Origin of the sequence: Agrobacterium sp. Ap1 (genome assembly GCF_017313375.1) — a bacterium.
GTDB lineage: Bacteria > Pseudomonadota > Alphaproteobacteria > Rhizobiales > Rhizobiaceae > Neorhizobium > Neorhizobium cellulosilyticum.
This window is the reverse complement of record NZ_JAFLMY010000002.1, coordinates 281,239-306,979: the sequence shown is the minus strand read 5'-3', so window position 1 is coordinate 306,979 and position 25,741 is coordinate 281,239. Positions and strand designations below refer to the sequence as shown.

Below are 25,741 nucleotides of genomic sequence, written 5' to 3'. Positions count from 1 at the left end.
GCCGTGGATTTCATGACCAATAGCCTTTCGGAGGCGATCAGCCAGAACCAGCAGCAGAATGACGATCCGCTATGGTACAAGGACGCGATTATCTACCAGCTGCATGTGAAGTCGTTTCACGACACGAACGGCGACGGAATAGGCGACTTCAAGGGGCTGACCGAAAAGCTCGATCACATTGCCTCGCTCGGCGCAAATGCGATCTGGCTCCTGCCCTTCTTTCCCTCTCCGCGCCGCGACGATGGTTATGACATCGCAGACTACGGCAATGTCAGCCCCGACTATGGCACGATGGAGGATTTTCGGGCGTTTGTCGAAGCCGCACACGAGCGTGGAATCCGGGTCATCATCGAGCTCGTCATCAACCACACGTCGGATCAGCATCCCTGGTTCCAGCGGGCGCGACATTCGCCGGCGGGTTCGCCGGAACGGGATTTCTATGTCTGGTCCGATACTGACCAGAAATTCCCCGAAACCCGGATCATCTTTCTCGATACGGAAAAGTCGAACTGGACCTGGGATCCGGTAGCCGGCGCGTATTACTGGCATCGGTTTTATTCGCATCAGCCGGATCTCAACTTCGACAATCCGGCCGTGCTGGAAGAGCTTCTGCAGGTGATGCGTTACTGGGCCGATACCGGCATCGACGGATTTCGGCTGGACGCGATCCCCTATCTGATCGAGCGCGAGGGCACGAATAACGAGAACCTGCCCGAAACGCATGACATCCTGAAGCGCATTCGTGCGGCACTCGATGAGAGCCATCCGGGGAAAATGCTGCTCGCCGAAGCCAACCAGTGGCCGGAGGATACGCGCGAATATTTCGGTGACGGCGACGAGTGCAACATGGCGTTTCATTTTCCGCTGATGCCGCGCATGTACATGGCCATTGCCAAGGAAGACCGCTTCCCGATCACCGACATCATGCGCCAGACGCCGGAAATTCCGGAAAACTGCCAATGGGCGATCTTCCTGCGGAACCATGACGAGCTGACTCTGGAAATGGTGACCGACGAGGAGCGCGATTACCTCTGGAACACCTATGCCGCAGACCGTCGTGCCCGCATCAATCTCGGTATCCGCCGGCGCCTCGCTCCGCTGATGGAACGTGACCGGCGGCGGATCGAACTGATGAATGCGCTGCTCCTGTCCATGCCCGGCACGCCGGTCATCTATTATGGTGACGAAATCGGCATGGGCGACAATATCTATCTCGGCGATCGCGACGGCGTGCGCACCCCGATGCAATGGTCGCCGGACCGCAATGGCGGCTTTTCCAAAGGCGATCCTGCCCGTCTCGTGCTGCCACCGGTCATGGACCCGCTCTACGGCTATGAGGCGGTGAATGTCGAGGCGCAAGGGGCTGACGCCCATTCGCTGCTCAACTGGACTCGGCGCATGCTGGCGCTGCGCAACCGGCACCCGGCTTTCGGCCGTGGTTCGCTTCGGTTCCTGACGCCGGGCAACCGCAAGATCATGGCCTATCTGCGTGAGCATGACGGCGAGACGATCCTCTGCGTCGCCAATCTTTCACGACTGCCCCAGGCCGTGGAGCTGGATCTAGCGCAGTTCGAGGGCTCGGTGCCGATCGAGCTCACCGGCATGTCACCCTTCCCGCCGATCGGGCAATTGACCTATCTGCTGACGCTTCCGCCCTATGGGTTCTTCTGGTTCCAGCTGTCGCCGGAATCCGATGGGCCGAGCTGGCGCAAGGCGCCGCCGGAACAGGTGCAGGATATGGTGACCATGGTGGTGCGCCGCGACCTGCAGGAACTGGTCGACCAGCCCAAGCTGGTGGATACGATGTCGAACGAGGTGCTGCCGGGATATCTCACGATGCGGCGCTGGTTCGGCGCGAAGGGCGAGATCCTGAACCACGCGGCGCTCATCTCGGCAACGCCACTTCCCTTTGCCAACAACATCCTTCTCGGCGAACTGGAAGCCGATATCGCCGGCCGCATGGACAACTATCTCTTGCCGCTGGCAGTATCCTGGGACGACAGTTTTCCGACCGCGCTTGCCCAGCAGCTTGCCATGGCGCGATTGAGACAAGGGCGTCGGGTCGGCTTCCTGACCGATGGCTTTGCGCATGAAAGTTTTGCACGCGCTATCCTGCGCGGCCTGTCGGAGCGGGCCGTGATTACCGGTCGCACCGGGGCGCTCGAATTCATCGGCACCGATCATCTTGATAAACTGGAGATCAGCGACGAACTGCCGGTGCATTGGCTTTCAGCCGAACAGTCCAATAGTTCACTGATCGTCGGCGATCTGGCGATGGTCAAGCTGATCCGCCATATCTTTCCAGGGATCCATCCGGAGGTGGAGATGACGCGGCACCTCACCAAGGTGGGGTACCGGAACACGGCGCAGCTTCTCGGCGAAGTCGCCCGCACAGGGCCCGACGGCACGCGCCACACGCTGATCATTGTACAGAAGGCAATCCGCAACCAGGGTGATGCATGGAACTGGATGCTCGGAAATCTGCGCCGCTCGATCGACGAGATCGTCGTCACCGGACTGGAGAACGAAACCGCCGACGAACATTTCAAACCGCTGGTGGATTTCGCAGCGACAATAGGAACACGGCTTGGCGAGCTGCATGTGGCGCTGGCGGAAAATACCGATGACGAAGCCTTCAAGCCGGAATGGGGCACGAAGGACGACGTCGCCGCAGCCCGCCGTGCAGTGGCCGAACAGATCGGCCAGAGCCTTGCCATTCTGGAGGGCACCCTGCCGGGACTGGAGGGCGAGATGGCCGAGATCGCGCGGTCGCTGATCGCCCGCCGTGACGAACTTACAGCACTTGCAAGCCGTCTGACGGAAGCGACCGGCGGCACGTTGAAGACGCGCCACCACGGTGATTTCCATCTCGGCCAGATCCTGGTTGCCGAAAGCGATGCCTATATTATCGACTTCGAGGGCGAGCCGACCAAGACGCTTGGCGAGCGAAGGGCAAAAACCAATCCGCTGCGCGACGTGGCAGGACTCTTACGTTCACTCAGCTATCTCGCCGCTGCGGCAGACATGGACCGCGAAGTTGTGAGCGAGGTAGACGATATCCGCCATCGCCAGCTGATTACCCGCTTCATCGAACTGGCTGAGCCTGCATTCCTCGGCGCCTATTTCACCGCCGTCGAGAAATCCGATGCGCTGATGCAATCAAACGACAACCGAGACAGAGTGCTCGATCTCTTCCTTTTGGAAAAGGCCGCTTACGAAGTCGCCTATGAGGTTCGCAGCCGACCGCACTGGCTGCCCCTTCCGCTTGCCGGTTTTTCGGCGATCGCCTCACGACTATTGGAGACTGACCGATGAGATATGAACGCGCAGAGCTGATGACCGGCATGGTGCAGGAAGGACTGCAGGCACTTGCCGAAGGGCGTCACGGAGATCCGTTCTCCATGCTCGGGCAGCATCAATATGGTGATCTCACCGTCGTCAGGACACTGTTGCCCGGCGCACTGTCTGTGTCGGTTGTCGAAAGCGATACCGGACGGGTGATGGCAGAGCTCGAACCGATCCATGACGTCGGCATTTTCGCTGGTCTTGTCGGCGGGCCGGCACCTTACCGTCTGCGGATCGAATGGCCGGACGCGGTTCAGGAGACCGAAGACCCTTATTCATTTTCACCGCTGCTCGGCGAACTGGATCTGCATCTGATCAGCCAGGGCACCCATTACGAACTCGGCCGCACGCTCGGGGCCCTCCCGATGGAGATCGACGGCGTTTCAGGCGTGCGCTTTTCCGTCTGGGCGCCGAATGCGCAGCGGGTTTCCGTGGTCGGTGATTTCAACGCCTGGGACGGACGGCGCAACCCGATGCGGCTTCGCCCACAGGCGGGGATATGGGAACTGTTCATTCCGCGGCTGACGCATGGCGAGCGCTACAAGTTTGAGCTGCTCGACAGCCACGGCCACCTCTCGCCGCAACGCGCCGACCCGGTGGCGCGGTCATCGGAAGCGGCGCCATCAACCGCATCTATCGTCGCCTCGTCGCGACCGTTTCGCTGGCATGATGCGGACTGGATGGAACGGCAGGCACAGGATCGCAGCCGCGACGGCGCGATGTCTGTCTATGAAGTGCATCTCGGTTCCTGGGTGCGGATTTCCGAAGAGGGCAACCGCTCGCTGGACTGGGTAGAGCTCAGCCAGCGACTTATTCCCTATGCGCAATCCCTCGGCTTCACCCATATCGAGATGCTGCCGATCATGGAGCATCCGTTCGGCGGTTCATGGGGTTACCAGCCGCTTGGCCTGTTCGCACCGACCGGACGTCATGGCACACCTGAAGATTTTGCCTATTTCGTCGACCGCTGCCATCAGGCCGGCATCGGCGTCATCCTCGACTGGGTGCCGGCGCATTTCCCGACCGATGTCTGGGGTCTTGCCCGTTTCGACGGGACCGCACTTTATGAACATTCCGATCCTCGCGAGGGCTTCCACAAGGACTGGAACACGTTGATCTACAATCTTGGCCGCAACGAAGTGAAAGGGTTCCTGATCGCCTCGGCGCTCGAATGGCTTGAGCACTTCCATGTCGATGCATTGCGCGTCGATGCAGTCGCCTCGATGCTTTACCGCGACTATAGCCGCAACGAGGGTGAATGGATCCCGAACCAGTATGGCGGGCGAGAGAACCTTGAATCCGTCGAGTTCTTCAAACATCTGAACAGCATCATCCACGAGCGCTGCCCACACGCCTTTACCGTTGCGGAAGAATCCACCGCATGGCCTGGCGTGACCAAGAAACCGGAAGACGGCGGGCTGGGCTTCGATTTCAAGTGGAATATGGGGTGGATGCACGACACTCTGCATTATGTCTCGGACGACCCGGTCTATCGCAAGTATGAACATGGCGGCATGACCTTCGGGATGATCTATGCCTATTCAGAGCGTTTCATGCTGCCGATTTCCCATGACGAAGTGGTACATGGCAAAGGCTCGATGCTTGGCAAGATGCCGGGCGACCGGTGGCAGAAGCTTGCCAACCTGCGCGCCTATTACGGCTTCATGTGGGGACATCCGGGCAAAAAGCTGCTTTTCATGGGCAGCGAGATAGGTCAGGAAAGCGAATGGGACCATGACGCTTCGGTCGTCTGGGATCTCCTCGACCGGCCGGAGCATGCCGGTATCCAGTTCCTCATTCGCGACCTCAACCGGCTTTATGCGACCGAGACGGCGCTGCAGTTCAGCGACCTGCATCCAGAGGGATTTGAATGGGCCGTGGCGGATGACGCGGAAAACTCCGTCTATGGCATGCTTCGCTCATCACAGGACCGTTCATCACATATGCTGGTCATGTCGAACATGACGCCAGTGCCGCGCTACGGCTACCGTGTGGGGGTGCCGGAAGACGGCCGCTGGGAGGTGGCCCTCAACACCGATGCAGCAATCTATGGCGGCTCTAATTTCGGCCAGATGGATGCCTGGGGACAACGCTCCCCGCAGCACGACAAGCCATACTCGATCGCGCTTGACCTCCCGCCACTTTCGACGGTGTTTCTGAGGTGGCGGAGGTAATCACTATTCTCGCCAACCGGGCTGATAAATAACCTTTTCGACACCGGCAAACCTGCCCACCCGCTGCAGCTCCGCATCGAGCTTTTCCAGTCGTCCGGCCGATGCCCGCACGCCCTTTTCAAGCCAAAGGCGCTTGACGTCGAGCACACCCGCCTTGCGGTCGGCCTTCATATCGATGCGGCCGATCATCCGGTCGCCTTCCAGAAGCGGGAAAACATAATAACCGTATTGCCGTTTCGGCTCGGGCACGAAAACCTCGATACGGTAGAAGAAATTGAACAGGCGCTCGGCGCGGTCGCGGTTGCGCAGCAGCGGATCGAACGGGCTCAGCACCCGGATGCGAGCCGGTGGATCGGGAATGTCGCCGAGGTGATCGGGAAACCCGAGAAGTGCGTAGGAAGCGCGCGGACGGCTGCCGTCAGCGGCTTCGATCACCACTTCGGTCAGTTCGTCGCGGTGGATTGCCACCCAGGCTTTTGCTTCTTCCGGCGTGACGATATCCCAGAAGGCGGCGAGTTCTCCGGATGTGGCAAAACCGAGCTTTTTCATCGCGCTGCGGCAGGCCCAGTCGACGAATTCATCATGATCGACTTCAGGTTCGTGATGATGGGTGGCGATGACCCGTTCGGTGAGATCATAGACCTTTTGAAAGTTGACTCGCCCTGCGATCGCCAGCTTGCCGGTGTGCCAGTAATATTCGAGCGCCGTCTTGTTCGGATGCCAGTTCCACCAGCCGCCGGACTTGTGGTCCTCCATCTTCATGTCGCGGGACATGATCGCGCCGTTTTCGGCGATATGCCGGAATGTGTCGTCGAAAGCGGAATCGAAGCCCTCGCCATGCCATTTGCGCCAGCGCTCTGCGAGGATAGGTTCACGGCGGCGAAAGCGGTGTTTCCAGTAACGGAAAAGCCGTGCCGGAATAATCGAGGCGTCGTGGGTCCAGTGCTCGAAAAGCTCGCCATCCTTTTCGAGAAGCGCTGTCAGATGCTCCCGCCGATAGGTCTGATTGCGGGAAAACAGGATCATGTGATGGGCGCGTTCGACAGTGGCGATACTATCCACCTGGACGAAGCCGAGATCGTCGATCAGTTGCAAGAGCCCGGCCTTGGCCAACGCGCGACCGGGCGGAGCGCAAAGCTGTTGCCGTTCCAGAAAGATCCGCCTTGCCTGCTCGTTGTCGATCAAAATAGCCATGGCGGGAGACTATGGGCTTCATGCAACCTTTGCAATGTTCTTTTTTTGTTCCGAATTCCTTTGTTGCCCATGGCGGTTTATAGACGCGGGAGGATTTTGAGGATCAGGTTTGGATATCCACTTTGAAAAGGTCGAGGTTCGCTTCGAGGGCCGCACCGTCATCCATCCGCTCGACCTGACGATAAGCGGGCGGCGGGTCGGCATTATCGGACTGAACGGCTCCGGCAAGACCACGCTTGCGCGAATGATCAACGGGCTGGTCAAGCCATCGTCCGGCCAGGTCACGGTCAACGGTTTCGATACGGTGACAAACGAAGACGAAGCGCGCGGACAAAGCGGATTCATTTTCCAGAACCCGCAGAACCAGATCATCCTGCCGCTGCTGCGCGAAGATATCGCGCTCGGCCTCAAGTCACGCAAACTGCCGAAGCCGGAGGTGACGGCGGCGGTCGATGCCGTACTCGACCGTTTCGGCATAAGGCATCTCGGAGACCGGCGCGCGCACGAGCTTTCCGGCGGAGAGTTGCAGCTTGCAGCGCTGGCCTCGGTGCTGGTTACCGAGCCAAAAATTCTGGTGATGGACGAGCCCACCAACCAGCTCGACCTGAAGAACCGCAATCTGGTGGAAAAGACGATCCACACACTGCCGGAAGACGTGATCGTCATCAGCCACGATCTCGATCTCGTGGCCGGTCTGGACCGGGTGCTGCTCGTTCATGAAGGACGGATCGCGGCAGACGGTGGACCTGCCGAAGTCATCGGCGAGTACCGAGCGATGCACGGAGCGACAGCCTGATGCGCTCGCTGCATATCAATGGCGACAGCGTTCTGCACCGGCTGCCGGCGGCTGTGAAGCTGGCGGCGCTGGCCGTCATCAGCCTCGTTCTCTTCATGATCGACAATGCAGGATTTCTTGCCAGTGCAGCGCTTGCAGGCCTTGCCGGCCACGCGCTGCTGCGGATCAGCGCTGCGGAAATCTGGCGCCGGATGCGCCCGTTTGCACTGATCGTTGTCGTCGTTGCGCTGTTTACGGCGACTTTCAACGGCACGGCCGAAGGACTGACCGCGTTTTTCCGGCTGGCGGCGCTGGCGCTTTTCGCCAGCCTTGTCACCGCAACGACGACGACTGGCGATTTCATCGACGTGATCACCAGGGCTGCAATGCCGCTGGAGCGGCTGGGCATTCTGAAAGCGCTGGATGTCGGGCTTTCGATCGGCCTGGTCATCCGTTTCGTGCCGGAAATCCTCAGCCGCTACGAGGTGATCCGGGATGCGCATTACGCCCGCGGGTTGAAGCCGCGTCCGGTGTCGCTCATCGTTCCGCTGATCATCACAACGCTCCAAAGCGCTGACGAGATTGCCGCTGCCATTGACGCCCGCGGCATCCGCAGTCAGAAGTGACGGATTGTCAGTCTCAAGGAACCCCAAACCATGGCAACCCGCGACCTCGTTCTTTCAGCGCTCTTTGCCGCCATCATCGTGGCTCTCGGCCTCGTTCCGCCGATCATGCTCGGCTTCATTCCGGTTCCGATCACCGCCCAGTCGCTCGGCGTGATGCTGGCAGGCGTCGTGCTCGGCGCCAAGCGCGGCACGATTTCGGTGCTGCTTGTGCTGGTGCTTGCAGCGATCGGGCTTCCGGTTCTCTCCGGCGGCCGTGGCGGCCTTGCCGTATTCATGGCGCCGACCACCGGTTATCTGATTGGCTGGGTGTTCGCCGCCCTCACCACCGGCTACCTGTCGCAGCTTCTCGTCAGCCACAGCCAGGCCGGCTTCGTGCAAACGGTCAATTTCTTCGTCGCGGCGCTGTTCGGCGGTGTGATCGTTCTTTATATCTGCGGCATCAGCTATCTGGCTTTGGTCACCGGCCTCGGCTTCTCCAAGGCATTCATGGGTTCGCTCGCCTTCATTCCGGGCGACGTGCTGAAAGCCGTGATCGCAGCCCTTGCCGGCCGCGCCGTCATGGTTGGCTACCCGCTCCTGCCCCAGAGGGCCTGAGCCTGAGCATAAGGCTCAATCGAGAAACGAATAAAGCCAGTCGCGCAGGTCTTCCGGAAGCGCGACCGGGCTGCCGCCCTTCCCGTCTGTTGCGACCCAGACAATCTCGACTTCGGCGACGGCCTCTTCTCCACGGGTCATGCGCACAAGGAAACCTGCCGATTTTCCGCCGATCTTGCTGACACCGACATGGGTGTGGACGATATCCCCGACGGCAAGCGGCACATGGAATGTCCCGGCAACCTTGCCGGTGATGAAGAACGGGTCATCGTCCTTGGTCTTGCGGCGACGCCAGAAGGCGGCAACCGCTTCCTCGGCGCGGTCGATATAGACCGAACGGAACATCTGGCCATTCATGTCGACGTCGCGGAAGGCAACGCGAAAATCCGACGCCTTGATCGTATCCTTGGCCACGCACACCTCTGAACAGCCATTTCCCCAACACTATTCTTTCCGGCCAAACCGGCCCGAGGGCAAGGGCTGCGGCTTGAAAAAATGCGGCGGATGCGCCATGTCGTGGGCAACAGACCGTCGGGGACACGTTTCATGACCACCCGCCTTTACGAACACCAGATCTTTCTCGAACATCCTGCACCCGAAGGCCACCCGGAGCGGCCCGACCGGCTGCGTTCGCTGGCGATCGCGCTCCAGCATCCGAATTTTTCCGATCTGGCACGCAAGGAAGCCCCCCAGGCCAACGAGGATGCGGTCCTGCTTGCGCATCCGGAGGAACATCTTCGCGCCGTGATGCGCGAAATCCCGGAAGAGGACACGATCCGTCAGATCGAGGCGGATACCTATGTCGGGCCGAAAAGCCTGCAGGCGGCGCTGACCGGTATCGGCGGCGCGATGGCGGCTGTCGACGATGTGATGACCGGCAAGGTCGACAATGCCTTTGTCGCGGCCCGGCCTCCGGGCCACCATGCGGAAAAATCCAAGGCAATGGGCTTCTGCCTGTTCAACAATGCAGCGATTGCAGCGCGCCATGCCCAGCAGACCTATGGCGTCGAGCGCGTCGCGATCATCGACTGGGACGTGCATCACGGCAACGGCACGCAGGACATATTCTGGGATGACCCGTCGGTCCTGTTCTGCTCCACCCACCAGATGCCGCTCTACCCCGGCACAGGCGCCAAGAACGAAACGGGTGCGAAGAACACCGTGGTGAACGCGCCGCTTTCGCCCAATGACGGTAGCGATCATTTTCGCGATGCGTTCAAGGACCGCGTGCTTCCGCGGCTCGATGATTTTCGTCCCGATTTCATCATCATCTCGGCCGGTTTCGACGCGCATCACCGCGATCCGCTGGCGCAGATCAACCTTGTCGGCGACGATTTCGACTGGGCGACCGGGCGGCTGATGGAAATTGCTGGGAAATACGCCAACAACCGGGTCGTCAGCCTGCTTGAGGGTGGTTATGATCTGGAAGGACTGGCAGAATCCGCCGGCATGCATATCGTGAGACTGATGAGAGGATGAAGGACATGACCGAAACCACCGATACAATCGATGTAAGCGGCTATTCCTTCGAAAAGGCTGTTGCCGAACTCGAAAGCATCGTTGCGCGGCTGGAACGCGGCGACGTGGCGCTGGACGAGTCCATCGCCATTTATGAGCGCGGCGAAGCGCTGAAGAAACATTGCGAGAAGCTGCTCAACGCGGCCGAAAACCGGATCGAGAAGATCCGCCTCGACCGCGCCGGAAAGGTGCAGGGCGTCGAGCCGCTCGACGGGGAGTAAGGCTCAGCGGTAACGCTGGAAGGCGCTCCCCGATAACTGCATGCGTGCTCCGCCACCAGATGCCGCAAGACAGGTATGCCATGAGCAAAAAGCCGAAAGTCCGGGCCAAACCGCCTTACCTGCGCAGCATTTCCATAAAAAGCACTTGGACGGACTTCGAAGCCTATCCCTATTCCCTGCCGCTTTTGCAGGGCGGGGATTTCTCCCTTCGGTTCGACCACCCGATTACGATCATCGTGGGCGAAAACGGCATCGGCAAATCCACCCTTCTGGAGGGCATTGCCGTGCTGGCAGGTTTCGATGACGCGGGCGGCGGAAGCGGTTATCGTCCCGTCGACCACTCGATGGCGATGGAAACGCCCGGCGGTATCCTATCCAAATGCCTTGTCGGCGGGTGGTTGCCGAAAGTTGCTGCAGGGTGGTTCTTCAAGGCAGAGACGTTCTTCTCCGTTGCCCGTTATCTCGATCAGGCCGCCAGAGAGAGCAACGAGATGGGGCCGGACTTTCTTTCCTACTCCCACGGCGAGGGGTTTCTGCGTTTCTTCCATGAACGCTGCCGGCGACGCGGCATCTTCATCCTCGACGAACCGGAATCGGCACTTTCTCCCAGACGCCAGATCGAGCTGATGAGAATATTGCGCGAAGCGGAACATGCCGGCGACGCGCAGTTCATCATCGCCACCCATTCGCCGCTGATCATGGCCTATCCCGGCGCACGACTTTTGCGCATGACCAAGGACGGGCTGTCGGAAACGGACTTCCGCGAGACCGACCATTTTGCGCTGATGAAGGAGTTCACCTCCGATCCGGAAACTTTCGTCGCCGAAATGTTTCCGCCAGCCGAAGACGATGAGCAGATGGACCTTTATTCGCAGGATCCAAACCCATATTGAGCTTGGCGGAACAGTTACGCCCCGGCTTTGTCCACTTTTGAGCGACCGCGCCATGATGAACCTGAGATGCAGCCCTAAACCGTAGATTGCCGCGGCTGGTTTCACTCGACTGTCACACCGTTCCTTCCTATATTATCCATATGGACAAGGATCAGGTCATCGCCAAGCTGAGAGAGCACGAGACGGAGCTGCGCGCTGCGGGTGCGGAACGCATATCGATCTTCGGCTCGGTGGCGCGTGGCGAGGCGACCGAGGGTTCCGATCTGGATGTGCTGGTGACGCTCTCCGAGCCTGTCATTCAGTCGGGTTGGGGCTATTTTAGTGCGCTGGAAAACCTGCGAACGCTGATCACCGAAATTACCGGGGCCAACAGCGTCGATGTGATTTCCGAGCCGCTGGAAAAAGAGCGTTTCCGCCAAAACGTTGAGCGGGATCGCGCCATTGCCTACTAAGCGGCCTCTGACGCGCATGCGTGACATTGTCGAGAATGGCCGAGCCATTCTCGAATACACATCCGGTATGGAACTTGCGGACTATCGGCGGAACCGTCTGGTGAAGGATGCCAGTGAGCGATACCTATCAAGGGTTTCAGAGGCTGCCGTCAAGCTTGGATCGATTGCCGAGGAATCGTTTCCTGTCCAAGACTGGCGTGGGATCAGGGCTTTCGGCAACGTTCTGCGACACGACTACCCGGATCTGCTGGACAGAATGATCTGGACCATGATCACCGACCGCCTCCCCTCCCTCATTGTTGAACTCGAAACATTTCTCGCCAAATATCCCGAAGATCAGGAAACACTCTAGCGAGGCCGCATGTCCTTTTTCCCCGGAACAGACCCCGCCCCCGGCGATGCCTTTGCCTGTGATGCGATCGAGAACCTGATCATCCCGCGTTCTTCCGATATCGGCGGGTTTTCGGTCAGGCGCGCGTTGCCGAGCCGGCAGCGACGGTTGGTCGGGCCGTTCATCTTCTTCGACCGCATGGGACCGGCCATCCTCAAGCCCGACGAGGCGCTGGATGTGAAGCCGCATCCGCATATCGGGCTTTCGACCGTCACTTATCTGTTCGACGGCGAGATCAAGCATCGCGACAGTCTGGGCACCGAACTGGTGATCAAGCCCGGCGACATCAACCTGATGACGGCGGGGCGCGGCATTACGCATTCGGAACGTACACCGGAGAACCTGCGCGGGCATCCGCTGTCGATGTCCGGGCTGCAAACTTGGCTGGCGCTGCCGGACAACAAGGAAGAAATCGACCCCGCCTTTGCCCATACCGGCCGGGAGGTGATGCCCGAAATCGAATGGGACGGCGCGCATGGGCGCGTGGTGATCGGCGCATTCGAGGGACTTTCCTCGCCGGTTTCGACCTTTACCGACACGCTTTATGTCGACCTGCGGCTAGAGCCGGGCAAGAGTTTTCCATTCGGCGCCGGCCATGAGGAACGCGCGCTTTACATCCTCGCTGGCGAGCTGGAGATCGCCGGTGACCGGTTCGCGGCCGATCAGCTGCTGGTGTTTCGCGCCGGTGACGAGATCACGCTTCGGGCCGGGCCACTTGGCTGTCATGTCATGCTGTTCGGAGGTGCGGCACTCAATTCCAAGCGTTATATCTGGTGGAACTTCGTCTCCTCCTCGAAGGAACGGATCGAAAAAGCCAAGGAAGAGTGGCGAACGGGCCGGTTCGACATCGTTCCGGGCGACGAGGAAGAGTTCGTTCCTTTGCCCTCGCCATAGGCTTTCCGCTTGCCCGGCAGCTAAAATCGATTAGAACCGGATGTTCGTAAAACTTGAAAAAAGCCGTTTTCTGCTCATCTTTTGGGACGAAACGACTTCCAAGAAAACAAGAAGAGAAAGCCAGCTTCCGTGACTTCCCTGCCCGCGACGCCGCTGCTCGACACCGTCAAGCTCCCCGCAGATCTGAAGAAAGTCGATGATCGCGACCTGCCCAAGCTTGCCCGTGAAGTGCGCGACGAGATGATCGATGCGGTGTCGAAAACGGGCGGTCACCTGGGTGCCGGACTTGGCGTCGTCGAATTGACGATCGCTATCCACAAGGTTTTCAACACGCCTGAAGACCGGCTGATCTTCGATGTCGGCCACCAGTGTTATCCGCACAAGATCCTGACCGGCCGCCGCGACCGGATCCGCACGCTGCGCCAGGAAGACGGTCTTTCCGGCTTCACCCGCCGGGCGGAAAGCGAATACGATCCCTTTGGCGCCGCGCATTCCTCCACCTCGATTTCGGCCGGTCTCGGCATGGCGGTCGGCTCGGAGCTTGCGGGCAAGAAGCGCAACGTGATCTCGATCATCGGCGACGGCTCGATGTCGGCCGGCATGGCGTTTGAAGCGCTGAACAATGCCGGCGCGCTGGATGCCCGGCTGATCGTCATTCTCAACGACAACGACATGTCGATTGCCCCGCCGACCGGCGCGATGAGCGCCTATCTGGCGCGCCTTGCCTCCGGCCGCGCCTATATGGGCGTGCGCGAAATGGGCAAGAAGCTGACCGGCTATCTCGGCCGTTCCGTCGACCGCGCGATCACCCGTGCCGTCGAACATGCACGCGGTTACGTGACCGGCGGTACGATGTTCGAGGAACTCGGCTTCTACCATATCGGCCCGATCGATGGTCATTCCTTCGACCATCTCCTGCCGGTCCTGCGCAATGTGCGCGACAATGCCCATGGCCCGGTGCTGATCCATGTCGTCACCCAGAAGGGCAAGGGTTATCCGCCGGCGGAAGCTGCGGCCGACAAATATCACGGCGTCAACAAGTTCGACGTCATCACCGGCGCACAGGCCAAGGCCAAGCCGAATGCCCCCTCCTATACGAGCGTCTTCGGTGATGCTCTGGTGCAGGAAGCAGGCTTTGACGACAGAATAGTCGGCATCACCGCTGCGATGCCCGATGGAACTGGGCTTAGCAAGCTGCAACAGGCCTATCCGTCGCGCACCTTTGATGTCGGCATTGCCGAGCAGCATGCGGTGACCTTTGCCGCCGGTTTGGCGACCGAGGGCTTCAAGCCGTTCTGCGCCATCTATTCCACCTTCCTGCAGCGTGGTTACGACCAGGTTGTGCATGACGTGGCGATCCAGGGTCTGCCGGTTCGTTTCCCGATCGATCGCGCCGGTTTCGTCGGCGCCGACGGCCCGACCCATGCCGGTTCTTTCGACACGACATTCCTCGCCACGCTGCCGAACATGGTCGTCATGGCCGCCGCCGACGAGGCGGAGCTGAAACACATGGTGCGCACCGCCGTCGCCTATGACGACGGCCCGATCTCGTTTCGTTATCCGCGCGGCGAAGGCGTCGGCGTCGAACTGCCGGAACGCGGTGAAATCCTTGAGATCGGCAAGGGCCGCATCGTCAGGGAAGGCTCCAAGGTTGCGGTTTTATCTTTCGGCACGCGGTTGAAAGACTGTCTACTTGCTGCCGAGGATCTTGAGGCCGCCGGCCTTTCGACGACGGTTGCGGATGCGCGCTTCGCCAAGCCGCTCGATCATGACCTGATCCGCCAGCTTGCCCGCCACCACGAGGTGCTGATCACCATCGAGGAAGGTGCTGTCGGCGGTTTCGGCAGCCATGTTCTGCAGTTCATGAGCTCCGAGGGCCTGCTCGATCATGGCCTGAAGGTCCGCTCTATGGTTCTTCCGGATATCTGGATGGAACAGGCAAGCCCGGACGTGATGTATGCCAAGGCCGGTCTCGACCGCGCCGGCATCGTCAGGACCGTGTTCGGCGCGCTCGGCAAGACAGTGATCGGCGTGGGCGCTGCAGGATAAGCCACGCCTCAGTTTCGCTGACCTTCTACCAGCATGTCGAATTCCACCACGTTGGAATAGATCGGCGTGCCGACATCCATGGCGTAATGCGACCGCAGTATCCGGCCGCTGACGGTAAATCCGATCATGCGGCCGTTCCACGACGTCAACCTGACATCGAAACTTTCCGCTGCACTATGCCCTTTGGCAGTTAGCGTGCCGGTGATGTGGGCGCTATCCGGACCGGTTTGCTCGACACGATTGGAACGAAAGGTAATCCTGTCGTAATTGTCGGTATCGAACACGGCACTCGAACGCAGGAAGGTATCGACCCTTGCCTGGCCGGTGCTGACACTTTGCGGCTCCAGTTCAAAATTCACCACCGCATGGCTCAAGTCGCCTGCCTTCAGATTGAAATTGCCGGAGAACCTGCCAAAGCGTCCCTTGATACCGCCACCGCCGACCTGATCGACCTGAAAGCGGATATCGGATGAGCCGGTGATGGTGTAACGCCCCGCCGCTTCGGTGAGATTTGGGACGCTTGGCGCCGCGGGGGCAAGTGGCGCCGATGACGAATAGAGAACTATTGCGGTTAGAATTGATGTCCCTCGGATCATGATACGTCACCTCCCTGACGAATCCTTGCCTTATCGATGGCCGCGAAGGCCGAGCATGCGGATCAGAACGGCATCGCGCCTTATATAGTGGTGGTAAAGCGCAGCGCCGGCATGCAGCGCCACCAGTGCGAGGACGAGATAGGCGAGCACGGCGTGCGCCGTCGTCCACCAGGCTTCGGCAGCATCGGACTTTGCCACCGGCAGATGCGGGATGACGACGAGATCAAAAGCAAATGTCGGTATCTCCAACGTAGACACCGAGGCTATCATCCAGCCTGCGAGCGGCACGGCAAGCGCCAGCAAAAGCAGCAGATGATGCATGACGCGCGCGGCCCCATGTTCGAGAGCGCTCATCTCGGCGATCGGTTTCGGTCGGGGGCTAAACAGCGAGTAGGCAAGCCGCACCAGAGACACAAGCAGAGCCAGCATGCCGAAAGACTTGTGCCACTGAAACAATGAGAACTGCAGAGCCGGATCGACGGAACGGCGCGTCATCGCGAAACCAAGCACGATCAACCCGAGGATCAGCAGGGCGACCAGCCAATGGAGCGTGATCGTCACAAAGTTATATCGATCAAGGCCTTTGGCATGACGGCGCATGGCTGGCTTTCCCGATGCCTGAACAAACAGCTTTGCGCCTGGCCGGTGGTTGCTTCAACTCACAATCACTTGCGTCGCCTCAAATCATACCTAGCAGATAACGATAAATCGGCCGGTATTCCGGTCAAGCCGGATTAGCTCCGCCAAGCTGCAGGCGGTCGGAAGAAGCGCGCAGCCTTTTCCTTTCGAGAAACCAGCCAAGCGCCAGATGTGCGGCGCAGCCCGCAACAAGGATAATCATCTGGGCGCCAAGCGACGCCTGCGGGTGCAGGTCCATATAGACGCTTGCCGAGGTAGAAAAAACGATACCCATCGAAAAGATCGGCAGGCTGTGGCGACCGATCATCGAAACGTGCCGCAGCCATACCCATCCTGCTGCCTTTTTCACAAAATCCATCTTCCAGGCGAGATAGAGGATGGCCAGCGCGTCGGCGATGCGCAACGGCCCGCTATTGGTTTTCGAAATCAGTTCCTTGTAGAAACCGGGATAAGGCGGCTGCAGCCATGCCAGGAAATAGACGAGGTTTACCGGGATGGCGATGATGGCGAAGCCTGCCGCAAGGAAGAACGCCTTGCGGTCATAGGGCAAGGGATCCCGACCGGTCTTGATGCGGATACCGAGCACGACGCCGATGGTGAAGATCAGCTGCCAGGAAAGCGGATCGAAGTACCAATGCCCGCTTTCCAGCGCCAGGTTCGCAAAGTTGACGTGCCCACGACCCGCGACGATCCAAATGAGCGTCGAAAGCCCTATCAGCAGTGTCGGGGAACGATCGTGAAGCAGGAAGACGAACGGAACCCAGAGCATGAGCACGATATACATCGGCAAAATGTCAAGATCTCCGGGCATGTAGGCCAGTAGCGCGGCCTGTACCCCACGCCGGACCGGCTCGTTGAGAAAGCCGGCCATATCACTGACCGCGCTGGTATGAGCATATTCGATCGCCAGCAGCGACGCGAATGCCGCCATGATCAGGAAAAGCAGCAGGTATGCGAGATAGATGCGCCATGCACGGCGCCAGGGGCGCGACAGAGAGAGACCGGCATTCGGGCGATAATAGGCAAGCGCCGAAGACATGCCGGCGAGCAGCACGAATAGCTCCGACGCATCGGCAAAGCCGCGCGAATGTTGGAACGTGGCGGAAAAGGTGAATTCGGCGTGGCCAATAAAAATCAGCAGCAGCGTCATGCCGCGTAACAGATCGATCCTGACTTCGCGTTGAATTCCCATGGGTGTCTCCGCGACACAATCATCACCAATGCCGCTGGCTCGTTCCTAGCGAAAAATCACTACCGGCCGCTTGAAGAACTCATACTCATTTTACAGATCTCCGACTTATGGCCGATTTCGGGATTCTCTGCCTATTGCTGGGGGCACGGCGCGATCGCCTGTCTGTTTCGCTTTTGCTCCAATCCGGAGGCGGAACCGATACCTGCTTTTGCTGGAATTGCTTGCCTTGCGACACGGAAACCGCCAAGAGAGCCGCATGAACCAACACTCCTCATCCGTCCGTCTCGACCAGCTGCTGGTCACACTCAACCTTTTTGACAGCCGCTCGCGGGCACGCGACGCGATTGCGCGCGGCACCGTGAAGGTCGACGGCAAGGTCGTAACCAAACCGGCGCAGACCGTTTCAGTGGAAGCCGAGATCGTCGTCGATGATCCGGCCAGCACCTATGTCTCGCGCGCGGCGCTGAAACTGATTGCGGCACTCGACCATTTCGGCCTCGACCCGGAAGGCCTGACCTGCCTCGACGTCGGAGCTTCGACGGGTGGATTTACCCAGGTTCTCCTGGAGCGCGGTGCGGCGCATGTCATCGCCGTCGATGTCGGCCATGACCAGATGCACGAGCGGTTGCTCAGCGATGAGCGCGTCACCAATATCGAGGGACTGAATGCCCGCGAGATGACGGCGGACGACATCGATGACGAGCCGGTCGATTTCATCGTTTCCGACGTCTCGTTCATCTCGCTGAAGCTTGCCCTGCCGCCGGCGCTCGAACTGGCGGAACCGGGCAGCCATTGCGTGCTTCTGGTCAAGCCGCAGTTCGAAGCGGGACGCGAGAATGTCGGCAAGGGCGGCATGCTGAAACAGCCGGAAACGGCGCCGGACGTTGCCGCCGAACTGGAGCGCTGGCTCGTCGAAGAGATGGAGTGGGAAAGTCTCGGGATGATCCCCTCGCCGATCGCTGGCGGCGACGGCAATGTCGAATTCCTGCTTGGCGGAAGGAAGCCATCATGAGTACGGTCACCGTCACGATCGAAAAGCTCGGCGCACAGGGCCATGGCGTTGCCGAAAGTGAATACGGGCCGGTTTATGTGCCTTACGCGCTGCCCGGCGAAACGTTGGCAATCGCGCGCAATGGCGATTACGGCACCGTCATGTCGACCTCCAATGTCTCGCCGGACCGGATCGAACCGGTCTGTCGGCATTTCAATCCCGATGGCGACAATTGCGGCGGCTGTTCGCTGCAGCATCTGGCGGCACCGGCCTATAACGCTTTCAAGCGTGAACTCGTGATCGATGCGCTGAAGGCGCGCGGGCTGACACCGGAAGTCGGGGAGACCATTGCGTGCCATCCCGGCGAGCGACGCCGCGCCGTATTTTCCGTGCGCCGCACCGAGAAGGAGCTGCTGCTCGGTTTCAACCGCGCCGAGACCAACCACATCGTATCAATCGAGGAATGTCCCATCACCTCGCCCGGTATCGTGGCGAGGCTTCCCGCGATCCGCACAGTGGCGGCAGCGCTTGCTCAAGGGTCCGAGAGCTTCCACCTGACGGTGCTCGAGACGCTATCCGGGCTTGATCTGGCGGCTGATGGACTGAAAAAGCTCGACGACAAACAGCGTCGTGCCGTGACCGAAGCCGTGCTTTCGCTGAAAGGCATTGCGCGGGTTTCGGTGAATGGCGAGATCATTCTCGAACCGACGAAGCCGGTCATCGATTTCGGCGGTGTCAACGTGTCGCCGCCGCCCGGAGCCTTCACACAGGCGACCAAGCCTGCGGAAGAGGCGATGGCGGAGCTGGTGATGAACCATCTCGGCAAGGCCAAGCGGGTGATCGACCTGTTTGCCGGCTCGGGTACGTTTTCGCTCAGGATCGCCCGCAAGGCGAAGGTGCATGCGGTCGAGGGCGAGGACAAGTCTATCAAGGCGCTCGATCTTGCGGCGCGCAACACGCAGGGGCTGAAACCGGTCACGGTGGAAAAGCGCGACCTCTTCCGTCGTCCGATGATGGCGCAGGAACTGAAGGTCTATGATGCGGCGGTCTTCGACCCGCCGCGCGCCGGCGCCGAAGTTCAGGTGAAGGAGCTTGTCCGCTCCGGGATCAAGACGGTCGTGGCCGTTTCCTGCAACCCTGCGACACTTGCGCGAGACCTCAAAATTCTCGTCGATGCGGGCTATCGCATCAAGTCGGTGACGCCGATCGACCAGTTCCTCTGGTCGCCGCATGTGGAAGCCGTGGCGCTGCTTTCGCGTTAATCTGACGCAAACCTCGCCCCAGTTCGGGGCAGGCTCATTCTGAAGTGCCGCGAAGTTACACGTTCCGGTATTGCTTTCGGCACTTTTGAATTCCCTCCGATTTACCGAACATTAGGACGAGAGCATATTTCGCCGCCTCGCAGCCTGTGGAAGCAAATGACTTGCTTTGCTGCGACGGGAGGGGAAATCATGACAGACGTAGCGATGCATGGGCATGGCGTGCGCGGCATGAAACCGGAGACGCTGCATTCCTTCGACGGGATCGGCGATCCCGGAAAATTCGGGGTGATGTTTCCAAATCTGTTGCCGCTTTCCGCCAGCGACGATGCTCTGGCGGAACTGGCGGCGGCGATGCTGGACAAGCTCGATGCGGCGGGCAATCCCGATCCCGCCGGCGACAACATGAACATCCCGGCGGGTTATACCTATCTCGGCCAGTTCATCGACCACGACATCACGCTGGACACGACGCCGCTCGACCAGCAGAAGGCCGATCCGCTGGCGACGGTGAATTTCCGCACACCGGCGCTCGACCTCGATTCGCTTTATGGCGACGGGCCGGGCATCCATCCCTATCTCTACCAGCGCGATCCCGCCAAACCGAAGATCATCGGCAAGATGCTGATCGGACATGCGGCGCAATCACCCGACCAGAATGGCCGCTCCATCCCGACACTGCCCAACGACCTGCCGCGTAATCAGGTCGGACATGCGCTGATCTTCGACGAGCGCAATGACGAGAACCTTTTGGTGGCGCAGATGCATCTTCTGATGCTGAAGTTCCACAACAAGGTGTTCGACAGGGTGGTCGCCGCAAATCCCGGCCTCAGCGACGACGCGCGGTTCAAGGAAACCAGGCGGATCGTCACCTGGCATTACCAGTGGATCGTGCTGTTCGATTTCGTCGAGCGGCTGACCGAGCCGGGCCTGATCCAGAAGATCAAGCGTCAGGGCCGGCGTTTCTACCGGTTCAAGCAGCGACCCTACATGCCGGCAGAATTTGCCGCTGCCTGTTACCGGCTCGGGCATTCGATGGTGCGACAGACCTACAGCCATAACCAGGTGTTCAACCCGACGGCGGATTCGATCGCCAACGGCACGCTGGGTCTCCTGTTCTTCTTTACCGGAAAATCAGGATCGATCACCGGCGAACTCGCGCCCGTACCACCCGCCCCGCCACCTTCCGCGCAGAACACACTGCCATCCAACTGGGTGATCGACTGGCGGCGTTATTTCGATCTCGGCACGCCGGCCGGCGGCAACTTCGCGCTCAACCACAGCCGCCGTCTCGACCCGTTGCTGACACCGGCGCTGCATACGCTGCCGGGACTGATACCCGAGGCCCCGCCGCAGTTGGTGCGGGAATTCAACCTCGCCTTCCGCAACCTGCGCCGCGGCGTGCAGATCGGGCTTCCATCCGGCCAGGCGGTCTGTCGGGCGATGGGCCTCACACCGCTCAAACCGGCGCAGGTCGCGACCGGGCCGGACGGCAAGGCGGCCAAGAAACATGGGCTGCATGAGGAAACGCCGCTCTGGTATTATGCGCTGAAAGAGGCGGAGCATTACCACAAGGGCGAACGCCTCGGCCCGATGGCCTCGACCATCGTCGCCGAGACCTTTCTCGGCATGGTGCATGGCGACCATAATTCCTTCCTCTGGCAGCAGTCCGACTGGAAGCCGGAGCTGCCGAGCGCCAAGGCCGGGCATTTCACCATGGCAGACCTGATCCGCTTCGTCGGCGATATCAACCCGGTCGGCACCGCGCTCGAACAGGTACTGGAGCCGCAACCGTAAACAACCAAGATTGCCGCCGAGATTGCCTGCCCGCCCGCAGGCAAGGCCTGCCGGTGCCGACGTCACGGTCGCATCGGCAGGCTGATCTTATTCCAGTAGCAATTCCGGACGCAAAACCGGTTCCCACTTTTGCTGAAATTGCTTCAACGACGAAGGAAAGCCTCGAAGGCCGCCCGCGCCTCGGCGCTTTTCAGCCGGGCGGAAAAATGCACGAGTTCCTGATCGATCCGCGCCAGAACCTCATCGCGCGGACCGCGGACGAGATCGCGGGCAATCTGCAGCGCCTGCGGCGGTTTCTTGCCCAGTTCTGCGCCGATTGCCAGCGCTTCCATTTCCACCGCGTTCGGAGCGACGACCTTCCAGATCATGCCGGCTTCGAGTGCTGCCTCGGCGGAAAAGCCTTCGCCGGCCACCAGAAGCGCGAAGGCCCGTTGATGGCCGATGATCCTCGGCGCAAGCAGGCTCGATGCGGCTTCGGGAACAAGCGCCAGATCAACGAAGGGCGTCTTGAACAGGCTGCGGCCGGAGGCAACCGTCAGGTCGCAGTGAAGATTGAGCGTCGTGCCGATGCCGATCGCCAGCCCGTCAACACCGGAGACGAGCGGCTTTTCGGCCAGTGCCAGCGCCTTGATGAACAGGGCTCCGGCCGGCGGCTCCGTGGTGCCCGACATCGCATAACCGACGAAATCGCCCATGTCGTTGCCGGCGGAAAAACAGCCTTCGGTGCCGAGAAACACGACGGCCTTCACCTCGTCATCGGTATTGGCCTCTTCGAGCGCCGCCGTCATGCGCTGATACATGGCCGAGGTGATGGCGTTCTTCTTTTCCGGCCGGTTGAAGCGGATGATCAGAACGCCGGGATAGGCGTCGGTACGCTCGACGATGATATGTTCGGTCAAGTTAACTCCTCTATCCGTGACGATCCCCCTCTGGCCTGCCGGCCATCTCCCCCACAAGGGGGGAGAAGACCTGCGGCACCCTCACCAATCAATCGAAGCTTGGAGGCTGCGGCTAGGTTAAGCCCCTCCCCCTTGTGGGGAGGGGTTGGGGCGGGGTCTTTTATAGTCAGCCACCCTGTTGAAGGGATCCTATCTAGTCCAGCAGGCTGCGGGCGGCGGAAAGGCTGGCGGAGCCGGCGATGACGCGATCCTTGAGCGCCGAGGTTTCTGCAAGCAGGTTTTCCGCCATGAAGCGGCAGAGGCTGACACGCCCGTTCCCCTCGCCGTTATCGACGGCCACCAGCCCGCCCTTGGCGAGGTAAACACCGGTCAGGACGAGGCCGAAGAGGCGCTGATAGGGCGTCGCTCCTGCCAGAGCATCGGCCGTGCGGCCATCCGCCTGTGCCACCAGCAACCATGCGGTTGCAGCCTCCAGAGCAGCGATCGCGGCCCGGAGCCGGTCACCAGTTTCGCCGAAGTCGGGATCGTTGCGGGCTGCGACCTCTTCGGCCACCTGCTTCAGTTCGGCGAGCAGCCCCTTCACCTGATCGCCGCCGGAAAGCGGCAGTTTGCGGGTGACGAGGTCGATCGCCTGAATGCCGTTTGTGCCTTCATAGATCGGGGCGATGCGGGCATCGCGCAGATAACGCGCCGCACCGGTCTCTTCGATGAAGCCCATTCCTCCATGGACCTGAATGCCAAGCGAGGCGACATCGACGCCGATATCGGTGGAGAAGGATTTGGCGATCGGGGTCAGCAGGGCCGCACGCTCTGCCCAATTTTTGGCCTCTTCACCCTCATGATGATGGGACATGTCGGTGGCATGGGCGCAGGCATAACAAATCGCCCGCGCACCTTGGGTCAGCGCCTTCATGGTCAAAAGCATCTGGGCGACATCCGGATGCTCGATGATCGGGCTCATCCCGCTGTTCTGGCCCCCGTTCTGGACGCCGCTTTTATCGTTTCCCGACCGGTTGGGCGCCTTGCCCTGCGTGCGTTCCTTGGCGAAGGCGATGGCCTTCTGGGTCGCGGCTTCGGCAATCGCGACACCCTGGATGCCGACGGCGAGGCGTGCGTTGTTCATCATCGTGAACATGCAGGCGAGCCCCTTGTTTTCCTCGCCGACCAGATAACCGACAGCACCCCATTCCTCGCCGAACCGGCCATCGCCGAAAATCATCGTGCAGGTGGGCGAACCATGAATGCCGAGCTTGTGCTCGATCGAGTGGCAGAGAACGTCGTTGCGCTCGCCGAGCGATCCATCCTCGTTGACCAGGAATTTCGGCACCAGAAACAGCGAGATGCCGCGCGTTCCGGCCGGTGCGTCCGCCAAACGGGCGAGGACCAGATGGATGATGTTGTCGGCGGCGTCATGTTCGCCCCAGGTGATGAAAATCTTCTGGCCGAAGATGCGATAGGTGCCGTCGTCGCGCGGCTCCGCGCGGGTCTTCAGCACCCCGAGATCGGAGCCGGCATGCGGTTCCGTTAGGTTCATCGTGCCGGTCCACTCGCCGGACACCATCTTTTTCAGAAAGACCTGCTTGAGTTCATCCGAGCCGTGGGCTGCGAGCGCCTCGATCGCGCCCATCGTCAGTGTCGGGGCCAGCGCGAAGGCCATTGAGGCTGAGTTCCACATTTCTAGCGCTGCGACATTGAGCATATGCGGCAGGTTCTGGCCGCCAAAGGCTTCCGGCGCGGTCAGCCCGTTCCAGCCGCCATCGCGCCAGCGGCGGTAAAGATCGGGCCAGGCCTTCGGCGTCGTCACCTCGCCGTCTTCGAGTTTTGCACCCTCACGGTCGCCCTTCTCGCCGAGCGGCGCGATCTCGCTCGAGGCGAAGCGTCCGGCTTCCTCAAGGATTGCCGCCACCAGATCACCGCTGAGGTCGCCGAAGCGCCCCTCCTCCAGGGCCGCGGAAAGACCGGCAACATGGTTCAACGTGAAGGCAATCTCCTCCACCGGGGCGCTGTACATATGATCCTCCTCATCAGCCGTGCAGCCTTGCCTCTCCGGACAAGTAATTCCTTTTACGTAAACGTAAGGGAGATTGTCAATCGGCAGGTTGTTCCATCATGAAGCAGACGCGCATGAGGGGAAAGAGAAATGATAAAATGCAGGATGGCAGGGGCGATAAAGATTCTTTCGCGAGTTTGTCGTAGAAGGTCTTCAGGATACCGGAGTTCCGCCGATGGACACCGCCACCGCTGATGACGCCTGCCATTCCCGGTCTCGTCTGGGCCTACCGTTTTGATGCGCCGACGCGCTCCTGCGCACGGCTGCCGCTTGAAACGACGGCCAGAGAGCTGGATACGGAAGATGGTTTCCTGTGGCTGCATCTGAACCTCGCCGACAGCCGGGTGCCGGCCTTCCTGGAAAACCTGCCCGGCGTGACGCCGCCGGTGCTTGCGGCTCTCACCACGCGCGACACCCATGCGGCGATCATTCTCGACGAACAGCTGATCTACGGCACGCTGATCGACTTCCAGAAGGAGTTCGACAGCGAGACGCGCGATATCGGCTGGCTGCATTTCTTCGTCTCGGATCGCATCATCATCACCACACGGCTGCAGCCGCTGCGCTCCATCGACCGGCTCAAGGCGCAGATGGAGAAGAATGCGGCACGCTTCAAACGGCCGATCGATGTGTTCGAGACGCTGGTTGCCGAATTCCAGCGGACGCTGATCTCGCTCGTCATGGAGCTGACGGAAGAGCTGAACCTGATCGAGGATTTCGTCTACGACAACGCACCGCGTGACGAGCGCCGCAAGCTTGCGCCGGTGCGCCGCACCGTCGTTCGGCTTCACCGGCATTTACGAACGGTGCTGACCCTGATGCGACGGGCCGCAGCTTCCGACGAGGACGAGATGCCGGACGGGTTCGACGATGCGGCGGCGCGGCTGATCAGCCGTCTGGAAGCGGTCGATCATGACGTCTATGCGCTGCAGGAACGGGCGCGGCTGCTGCATGAGGAAATCGATTCCAAGCTTTCGTCGGAAACCAACCGCCACCTCTACATCCTGTCGCTGATGACGGCCTTCCTGTTGCCGCCGTCACTGGTCACCGGCTTTTTCGGGATGAATACGGAGGGGCTGCCATTTGCGCATCTGGAGCATGGCACCCTGTTCGCCTTCGGCGCGATCGGGCTTTCGGTCGCCGCCGCGTGGTGGCTGCTGAGGCGCGTCGGCATTCTGTAAAGCGCAAATGA

Annotated in this window: 24 protein-coding genes; 16 read left to right on the top strand and 8 right to left on the bottom strand. The window is 60.5% G+C overall.

The window, feature by feature from the left end:
* Positions 1-12: 12 nt before the first annotated feature.
* Complete coding sequence (treS, locus tag JZX87_RS04830) at positions 13-3,315, top strand: maltose alpha-D-glucosyltransferase (RefSeq protein WP_206824571.1); 3,303 nt, start codon at positions 13-15, stop codon at positions 3,313-3,315.
* On the top strand, positions 3,312-5,519 hold the full coding sequence (glgB, locus tag JZX87_RS04825; RefSeq protein ID WP_206824227.1) for a 1,4-alpha-glucan branching protein GlgB: 2,208 nt from the start codon (positions 3,312-3,314) through the stop codon (positions 5,517-5,519). Before treS ends, glgB begins: the two co-directional genes overlap by 4 nt.
* Before the next feature lie 3 nt (positions 5,520-5,522).
* Here the strand turns inward: glgB and JZX87_RS04820 are convergent, their stop codons facing one another.
* The gene (locus JZX87_RS04820; protein WP_206824225.1) at positions 5,523-6,713 is read right to left on the bottom strand and encodes a winged helix-turn-helix domain-containing protein; all 1,191 of its coding nucleotides are present in this window, start codon (positions 6,711-6,713) and stop codon (positions 5,523-5,525) included.
* A 109-nt stretch (positions 6,714-6,822) separates the two neighbouring features.
* Between JZX87_RS04820 and JZX87_RS04815 the strand changes: the two genes are divergently transcribed.
* Genes JZX87_RS04815 through JZX87_RS04805 form a run of 3 tightly spaced genes read left to right on the top strand, consistent with a single transcriptional unit; the run spans position 6,823 to position 8,708 of the window.
* On the top strand, positions 6,823-7,509 hold the full coding sequence (locus JZX87_RS04815; RefSeq protein WP_206824223.1) for an energy-coupling factor ABC transporter ATP-binding protein: 687 nt from the start codon (positions 6,823-6,825) through the stop codon (positions 7,507-7,509).
* Positions 7,509-8,114, top strand: a complete 606-nt coding sequence (locus JZX87_RS04810) for a CbiQ family ECF transporter T component (protein ID WP_206824222.1) — start codon at positions 7,509-7,511, stop codon at positions 8,112-8,114. Before JZX87_RS04815 ends, JZX87_RS04810 begins: the two co-directional genes overlap by 1 nt.
* A 30-nt stretch (positions 8,115-8,144) precedes the next feature.
* Positions 8,145-8,708, top strand: a complete 564-nt coding sequence (locus tag JZX87_RS04805) for a biotin transporter BioY (RefSeq protein ID WP_148142836.1) — start codon at positions 8,145-8,147, stop codon at positions 8,706-8,708.
* Between the two features lie 15 nt (positions 8,709-8,723).
* On the opposite strand, the gene JZX87_RS04800 is transcribed toward JZX87_RS04805, so the two are convergent.
* Positions 8,724-9,122, bottom strand: coding sequence for a thioesterase family protein (locus JZX87_RS04800; RefSeq protein ID WP_183823006.1), 399 nt, complete (start codon positions 9,120-9,122; stop codon positions 8,724-8,726).
* A 132-nt stretch (positions 9,123-9,254) separates the two neighbouring features.
* Here JZX87_RS04800 and JZX87_RS04795 point away from each other — a divergent pair, with 132 nt between their 5' ends.
* From JZX87_RS04795 to dxs, 7 genes are all read left to right on the top strand, one after another.
* A complete protein-coding gene (locus JZX87_RS04795; protein ID WP_206824217.1) occupies positions 9,255-10,187 on the top strand; it encodes a histone deacetylase family protein in 933 nt (310 codons plus the stop codon).
* A gap of 5 nt (positions 10,188-10,192) precedes the next feature.
* Positions 10,193-10,447, top strand: coding sequence for an exodeoxyribonuclease VII small subunit (locus JZX87_RS04790; protein WP_148142839.1), 255 nt, complete (start codon positions 10,193-10,195; stop codon positions 10,445-10,447).
* A gap of 80 nt (positions 10,448-10,527) precedes the next feature.
* On the top strand, positions 10,528-11,340 hold the full coding sequence (locus JZX87_RS04785) for an AAA family ATPase (protein WP_206824216.1): 813 nt from the start codon (positions 10,528-10,530) through the stop codon (positions 11,338-11,340).
* A 140-nt stretch (positions 11,341-11,480) separates the two neighbouring features.
* Positions 11,481-11,792 (top strand): nucleotidyltransferase family protein, encoded by a 312-nt coding sequence (locus JZX87_RS04780; RefSeq protein ID WP_206824215.1) that lies wholly within the window; start codon positions 11,481-11,483, stop codon positions 11,790-11,792.
* A 16-nt stretch (positions 11,793-11,808) separates the two neighbouring features.
* Positions 11,809-12,144: a HepT-like ribonuclease domain-containing protein gene (locus JZX87_RS04775; RefSeq protein WP_206824214.1), complete on the top strand. Its 336-nt coding sequence runs from the start codon at positions 11,809-11,811 to the stop codon at positions 12,142-12,144.
* Between the two features lie 9 nt (positions 12,145-12,153).
* A complete protein-coding gene (locus JZX87_RS04770; RefSeq protein WP_206824213.1) occupies positions 12,154-13,077 on the top strand; it encodes a pirin family protein in 924 nt (307 codons plus the stop codon).
* Between the two features lie 129 nt (positions 13,078-13,206).
* A complete protein-coding gene (dxs, locus tag JZX87_RS04765; RefSeq protein WP_206824212.1) occupies positions 13,207-15,126 on the top strand; it encodes a 1-deoxy-D-xylulose-5-phosphate synthase in 1,920 nt (639 codons plus the stop codon).
* A gap of 8 nt (positions 15,127-15,134) precedes the next feature.
* On the opposite strand, the gene JZX87_RS04760 is transcribed toward dxs, so the two are convergent.
* From JZX87_RS04760 to JZX87_RS04750, 3 genes are all read right to left on the bottom strand, one after another.
* Positions 15,135-15,722, bottom strand: coding sequence for a YceI family protein (locus tag JZX87_RS04760; protein WP_206824210.1), 588 nt, complete (start codon positions 15,720-15,722; stop codon positions 15,135-15,137).
* 30 nt (positions 15,723-15,752) lie between these two features.
* Positions 15,753-16,322: a cytochrome b gene (locus JZX87_RS04755; protein WP_206824208.1), complete on the bottom strand. Its 570-nt coding sequence runs from the start codon at positions 16,320-16,322 to the stop codon at positions 15,753-15,755.
* A gap of 124 nt (positions 16,323-16,446) precedes the next feature.
* Complete coding sequence (locus tag JZX87_RS04750; protein ID WP_206824206.1) at positions 16,447-17,553, bottom strand: OpgC family protein; 1,107 nt, start codon at positions 17,551-17,553, stop codon at positions 16,447-16,449.
* A gap of 256 nt (positions 17,554-17,809) precedes the next feature.
* On the opposite strand from JZX87_RS04750, the gene JZX87_RS04745 reads away from it, so the two are divergent.
* The 3 genes from JZX87_RS04745 (at position 17,810) to JZX87_RS04735 (ending at position 21,600) form a co-directional block, all read left to right on the top strand.
* Positions 17,810-18,565 carry a TlyA family RNA methyltransferase gene (locus JZX87_RS04745; protein WP_206824204.1) on the top strand — a complete coding sequence of 252 codons (756 nt, stop codon included), beginning with the start codon at positions 17,810-17,812 and terminating at the stop codon, positions 18,563-18,565.
* The gene (locus JZX87_RS04740) at positions 18,562-19,806 is read left to right on the top strand and encodes a class I SAM-dependent RNA methyltransferase (protein WP_206824202.1); all 1,245 of its coding nucleotides are present in this window, start codon (positions 18,562-18,564) and stop codon (positions 19,804-19,806) included. The genes JZX87_RS04745 and JZX87_RS04740 overlap by 4 nt, the downstream gene beginning before the upstream one ends.
* 189 nt (positions 19,807-19,995) lie before the next feature.
* Positions 19,996-21,600: a peroxidase family protein gene (locus tag JZX87_RS04735; protein ID WP_206824201.1), complete on the top strand. Its 1,605-nt coding sequence runs from the start codon at positions 19,996-19,998 to the stop codon at positions 21,598-21,600.
* A gap of 143 nt (positions 21,601-21,743) precedes the next feature.
* Here JZX87_RS04735 and JZX87_RS04730 read toward each other — a convergent pair whose 3' ends face one another.
* From JZX87_RS04730 to JZX87_RS04720, 3 genes are all read right to left on the bottom strand, one after another.
* The gene (locus JZX87_RS04730) at positions 21,744-22,499 is read right to left on the bottom strand and encodes a crotonase/enoyl-CoA hydratase family protein (protein ID WP_206824199.1); all 756 of its coding nucleotides are present in this window, start codon (positions 22,497-22,499) and stop codon (positions 21,744-21,746) included.
* Positions 22,500-22,692: 193 nt separating this feature from the next.
* Complete coding sequence (locus JZX87_RS04725) at positions 22,693-24,510, bottom strand: acyl-CoA dehydrogenase family protein (protein WP_206824197.1); 1,818 nt, start codon at positions 24,508-24,510, stop codon at positions 22,693-22,695.
* Between the two features lie 76 nt (positions 24,511-24,586).
* Positions 24,587-24,757: a hypothetical protein gene (locus JZX87_RS04720; RefSeq protein WP_206824194.1), complete on the bottom strand. Its 171-nt coding sequence runs from the start codon at positions 24,755-24,757 to the stop codon at positions 24,587-24,589.
* Between JZX87_RS04720 and JZX87_RS04715 the strand changes: the two genes are divergently transcribed.
* Complete coding sequence (locus JZX87_RS04715) at positions 24,744-25,730, top strand: transporter (RefSeq protein WP_206824192.1); 987 nt, start codon at positions 24,744-24,746, stop codon at positions 25,728-25,730. The two genes, JZX87_RS04720 and JZX87_RS04715, sit on opposite strands and share 14 nt — an antisense overlap.
* Positions 25,731-25,741 lie beyond the last annotated feature (11 nt).